Annotated in this window: 2 protein-coding genes; both read left to right on the forward strand. The window is 63.2% G+C overall.

Translation table 11 applies throughout. The features are described from left to right. Positions 1-146: 146 nt before the first annotated feature. Entirely contained in the window at positions 147-3,089 is a 2,943-nt protein-coding gene (locus tag HY962_06545; protein ID MBI5646573.1) for a PKD domain-containing protein, read from the forward strand. A 70-nt stretch (positions 3,090-3,159) separates the two neighbouring features. Beyond that, entirely contained in the window at positions 3,160-5,568 is a 2,409-nt protein-coding gene (locus tag HY962_06550; protein ID MBI5646574.1) for a hypothetical protein, read from the forward strand. Positions 5,569-6,000: the final 432 nt, after the last annotated feature.

Consider the following 6,000-nt stretch of genomic DNA (forward strand, 5'->3'; position numbering starts at 1 on the left):
CCGGGCCACGCGCCCGGTTTTTTTTTGTCACGAATCGAATCGGTGGGACGAATCGAATCGGTGTATCACAAATGGAGTTTCGTTCCCGGGGCTGTGTGTGTATCTTGGGAGTTTCTGCCCCCCGAATCAATGACAAGGCACAGAAGATGACCCGTTCGTTCCGATTCCTTCTCCCGATCGCCCTATGTGTGTTCACCGCCACCGCGTCGGCGCAGCTCAGCGTACACGTCGACAGTGTGGATGTGTCGGCGTATCCCACCGTCCGCGTGTTTGTCACGACCAAGGTGGGTCTGCTGCTGCGCAAGGACCTCAGCGCCGCGAATTTCACCATCAAGGAAGACGGCTTCCGGCAGTCGCCGCTCGTGTACAAGGGGACACGCGGCACCGAACCCTACGCGCTTGCCATGTGTATCGCGGCGGGATCCTCGATGTCGGCGGGCGACATGGTTTTTGCGGGCGGTATCGGCAACAAGCTGCTCGATTCGCTCGACTGTCCGCTCGACGAGATGGGCATTTTTGTGTACGACAACACGCTGATCGCGCTCTCGAGTCCGGACCTGAACTGCAACTACTCCACACTGCGCAATACGCTCAGCACGCTGTCGACGACACCCAACGGCAACAAATTCTGGGACGGCGTCTTTGCCGGGGTCGACAAACTCGCCTTCAATTCCGTCAATCCCTCGCGCGCCCTCTTTGTGCTCAGCAACGGGTTCGACGACGGGAGCGGCAAGAATCTCGGCGACATCCTGACGCGCGCCGCGCAGACATCCATCAAGATCCACACCTTCAACATCGGTTCGACGGGCGGCATCTCGAATCTGCAGGCGCTGTCGAACGGCACGGGCGGCACATATTTCTCGAACGCCGACGAGGCGGTGCAGAACATCGTGAACTCGCTGCGCGGCACACCCACCTACTGCATTCTCGAGTACACATCCAACTTCCAGTGCAAGGACGGCCTGCCGCGCAACCTTGCCGTGCGCGTGCGCGTCGACAACGACAGTGTCGAGACCACGTCGTCGTACACCATTCCCGCCGATCCCTCGTCGAAGGTTGAAGCCACCTTTGCCGTCGACACCGGCAGCGTCACCGCAGGCAAGACGTCCACCATCGGCCTGCTGTTAAAAACGCAGGTAACCGGACAGCGCTTCACGCCGGCGACCATCGACCTCGCCTTCGACACAACGAAGCTGGCATTGACCGGCGCGCGCGTCGACACACTGATGCTGGCCGCCTCAAGCGTCACCTTTACACCGACCGCCACGGGTGCGCGGCTCGACGTGGCGGGCATCTCGGCGGTGAACGGCAAGGGCCGCCTGCTGAAGCTCGATTTCCGCGGGGGTGATGTGACGACAAACACGAATGTGCCGGTCACGATACCCTCGATGCTGTTCACGGGCGGCTGTTTCACACCGCGGACCGAGCAGAGCATCGTGCGTGTGCTCCCGCGCAACTACGGCATGACCGCGGCGGGACGCACCTATTCCTTCAACTGGAACGCGTCCACAAACGACTATGATCCCTCGACGGCCGTCTTTGAAATGGACGTCACCAACACCGGAGATCTGCCGGTAAGCGGACTCACCGCCACGCTGCCCGACACCATCGACATCAAAGTGGTGAACGGATACACACACACGGTGGCCGTTGTGCCGTCGTCGCTCGCCGTGGGCGAGAAGGGCGTCGCGCGCTGGCAGGTGAAGGCGCGCCCGCGCGCGGATGAAAAGGGTCTGCAGCTCGACGTGATCGTGCGCAACGCCGAAGGCACGCAGGCGAAGGGCCCCTTCTATGTGAACATCAAGGCGGCGGCCTCGGCCGTGACAGTGACGGCAACCGTCGACACGATACGGACGACGGGCGGCGCACACACGCCCGATCCCGCGCTTGTGCGCGCCGTTGTGCGCAGCGCGGGCACGGCGACCGGACCGGTGGGTGAGGTGGAACTGCTTCTTCCGTCCGGACTCGTGCTGCAGAGCGGCACGCAGGCCGTGCAGACCTTCGCGGCTCTTGCACCCAATGCCACGGCGCCGCTGCAATGGCCGGTGGAATATCCGAAGAATCTCTCCGTCGACAGCACCTTTGCGCTGCGCCTCGTGCGCCGCGCGGCGGGCTACCCGAACGACACGACGCGGCTCGCGCTGCGTGTGCCGCCGCTGACTGGTCCGCAATACACCGCTGGCTGCCTTGAAGGTCCGACACCACTTGCATGGGACACGGCGAAGCGGGCGTATCCCGACTTCACACTCACAGCGCGTGTACAGAATACCGGCGCCGGTGCGGGCGGCACGCTCACCGGACTCATCACCATTCCGGCAAAGGCCATGCTTGATGCGGGCGAGACGATGCTCAAAACTGTCAGCACAGGACTTGGCGCCGGAGACACCGCATCCGTGTCGTGGAAGATCCGACTCGTGTCGGGCCTGCAGGCGTGCAGCGGCGATACACTGCGTTTCGGGTATCAACTGCGCGACGTCACGAACACTATCGTCGACTGCATCGCGACAATCGTATTCCTTCCACGTCCAAATCGGGCACCCGCGATCACTGGCCAGACGCCTTCCAAGCTCGACACGCTGGCGAAGGACAAGCAGCAGACCTTCGGCGTCACCGCATCGGATCCCGAAGCGGATGCACTTACCTACCAGTGGTATGTGGACGGTGTGATGCAGCCGGGAGCAGGTCCTTCGTTCGACGCCACCTTCGCGACCGAGGGCAGCCACACCGTGCGCTGCGTGGTGCGTGACGTCTGCGGCGCGTTGACGGAGACGGGATGGACCTTCGTCGTGCGTGTACTCGGCATCGAGAACGCCGCGCAGGCGGCCGACTTCCGTTTCCTCGGCAATCATCCGAATCCCTTCACGGGGCGCACCGCTCTGCGGTATCACCTGCCCGAGGGCGCGCACGACGTGCTGCTCGACGTGGTGGACGCGGCGGGCCGCACCGTGGCGACGCTGGTGCAGACGCGGCAGAGCGGCGGGGCGCACGACGCGGTGTTCGACGCCCGCGCGCTTCCCAGCGGCACGTACACGGCCCGTCTGCGTGTGGGCAGCGAGGTCCGCGCACTGCGTTTACTGCACACGAAGTAAATTCCGCTTCCATACCGACACCACGCCCGGGCTGCCTTGTGCAGCCCGCGGCATAGACGGACAGCCAGGCATGACACGAATCATTCCCTTTCTTGTTCTTCTTTCCATTGCAGCCGCGCCGATCGCGGCGCAGGATTTCGGCCGCCGCGAACGGCCCTACGACGCGCAGCATTATCGGATAGAGGTGTCCTTTGACGAGGCCGCCGGCATCGTGCGCGGCACAACCACGATCACGCTGCGTCCGCTGCGCTCCGCCTTCCGTGTCGCGGAGTTCGACGCCGTGTCGATGCGCATCGAGGCGGTGACACTGCCCTCGGGCGCGGCGCTGCAGTACCGCAACGATTCGGCGCGGCTCTCCGTCACGCTCGACCGCGCGTACGCGTACGGCGAGAAGGTGACGCTGCGTGTGCGCTACCAGTGCAAGCCCGAGAGGGGACTGTACTTCATCGCTCCCAACGCGAGCCATCCCGCCGATCCCTCGCAGATCTGGACGCAGGGGCAGGGCGAGGACAACAGGCACTGGTTCCCGTGTTACGATTACCCGAACGACAAGGCGACCACCGAGGTGATCATGACCGTGCGCGGCGATTACGAAACGCTGAGCAACGGCGTTCTGAAGTCGCGGAAGAAAAATGCGGACGGCACTGTCACCTGGCACTGGTCGCAGGAACAGCCGCATTCAGTGTATCTCGTGATGCTTGCGGCGGGCCACTACAAGGTGTACGAGGATTCGTGGGCGGGCATCCCCGTGCGCTCATATCATTATCCCGCCGATCCGATCGCCGATGTGCGCCGCGCCTACTCGACCACCGCCGAGATGCTGAAATTTTTCTCCGAAAAAATTGGAATACGATATCCCTGGCCGAAGTACGCGCAGATTCCCGTCGCGCATTACCTCTACGGCGGAATGGAGAACACCACCGCGACGGTGCTCAACGACACACGCGTGGTGGTGGACGCGCGCACCGCGCAGGACATATCGCCCGAGGGGCTCATCGCGCACGAACTCGCGCATCAGTGGTGGGGCGACTATCTCACCTACATCGACTGGAACAACGCGTGGCTCAACGAAGGATTCGCGACGTACTTCCAGCAGTGCTGGACCCAGTACAAACACGGCGAGGACGAGTTCGCCTACCAGAGGCGCGAAGGTGTGCGCGGCTACACCGATTGGTGCGACAGCGAGGGACGCGTGCCCGTGGTGTCGGCCGGACCGAACTCGCGCCACAACCACTACGCAAAGGGCGCGGCCGTGCTGCACATGCTGCGTCTGGAATTGGGCGAGGAGCTGTTCTGGCGCGTGATGAAGGCCTATGGTGAGAAATTCGCCTTCGGCAGCGTCGAGACCAACGACCTCAAACGTGTCATCGAGGATGTGACCGGACGGAACCTGCAGTGGTTTTTTTCGCAGTGGGTGTTGAAGGCCGGATATCCCGATGTGCGCGTGACACAGCGCTGGGATGCGGGGCGGAAACAGCTCACACTCTCATTCCGTCAGGTGCAGAAGATCGACTCGCTGTGCGGCACGTTCCGGCTTACGATCCCCGTGCGTGTGTTCGGAAACGGGCGCGACACGGCCTTCCTCGCGCGTATCGACGGATCTGTGACCGATGTGACCGTGCCATTCGAGACCGAACCGGTCTTTGTGCGCATCGATGAAGGAGCCACCGTGTGCGGACGCATCACGCTCGAGCAGAGTGACGCGGCGGCGATCGCCACCTTGCGCGGCACGGGCGACGTGGCGCATCGTATCGAGACCGGACGCGCCCTCGCGGCGCGTATCGACAATGCGGCCGTGCGCAAGGCCGTGTTTGACGCGGCCCGCAGCGACGCACACTGGGGCGTGCGGTTTCAGCTTGCGAACGCGCTGGTGCCCGCCTCCTCCGCAGGTGGGGAGGAACTGCGCGCGCTGTGGCTCGGCCTGCTGCGAGATCCCGCGCCCAAGGTCCGCGCGACGGCCCTGAGCGGCCTCAACGCGTTACGCGACGGTGGTCTTCGCGACGAGTACCTGCGTTTGCTCCGCGACTCGAGTTATTACGTCGAGGCCGGCGCGTTGAACTGCCTGCTGACCGTCGACTCCACCTCCGACCTGGCGCGCGCGGCCGTGCTCGAGCGGCTCGGCTCCCGCTCGTATCAGGATGTTGTCGCACTCGCCGCGATGGACTGGGTGCAGCGCTACCACATGTCCGATGCCGAGGGTGTGCTGCTCACGTTGGCGCGGCCCGGCGGCAGCGCGGCGTTGCGCTCGAAGGCGGTTGCCACACTCGCCTCCATCGGCGCCGATCCGCGCCTCATCTTCGACCTCTTGCGTGAACAACTCGACGAGCCCGACTGGCAGTTTCGAGTCGGCGCGGCGCAGGCATTGATGGCGCTTGCACCGCGCGACGGCGCCGCCCTCGTGCGTGAACGTCTGGCGCGCGAGACACACTCGCGTGCCGCGCGGGAATTACGTGCCGTTCTTTCTACGCGCAGGATGTAGGTAGTAGATGGGTAGATGGTAGATGGTAGATGGTAGCGGGATCTATTCAAGGAGTGTGAGGAGACAGGAGGCAGGAGACAGGAGGCGGGCATCGAAACAATTCGTGTCTCCTTTCTCCTGTATCCTGTCTCCTTACACGGACGGAGTAAATCAATCTACTAAGGTCGCGTGAGGAGACAGGAGGAAGGAGACAGGAGGCAGGCATCGACACAATTCGTGTCTCCTTTCTCCTGTATCCTGTCTCCTTACACGGACGGGGTAGATCAATCTACTAAGGTCGCGTGAGGAGACAGGAGGAGGGAGACAGGAGACAGGCATCGAAACAATTCGTGTCTCCTTTCTCCTGTATCCTGTCTCCTTACACGGACGGAGTAAATCAATCTACTAAGGTCGCGTGAGGAGACAGGAGGAAGGAGACAGGAGGCAGGCATC

Source organism: Ignavibacteriota bacterium (genome assembly GCA_016218045.1).
Classification (GTDB): domain Bacteria; phylum Bacteroidota; class Ignavibacteria; order SZUA-365; family SZUA-365; genus JACRFB01.

Coding starts and splice junctions, on each gene's coding strand:
- HY962_06545 (MBI5646573.1), top strand. CDS start 147: ATGACCCGTTCGTTCCGATTCCTTCTCCCGATCGCCCTATGTGTGTTC.
- HY962_06550 (MBI5646574.1), top strand. CDS start 3,160: ATGACACGAATCATTCCCTTTCTTGTTCTTCTTTCCATTGCAGCCGCG.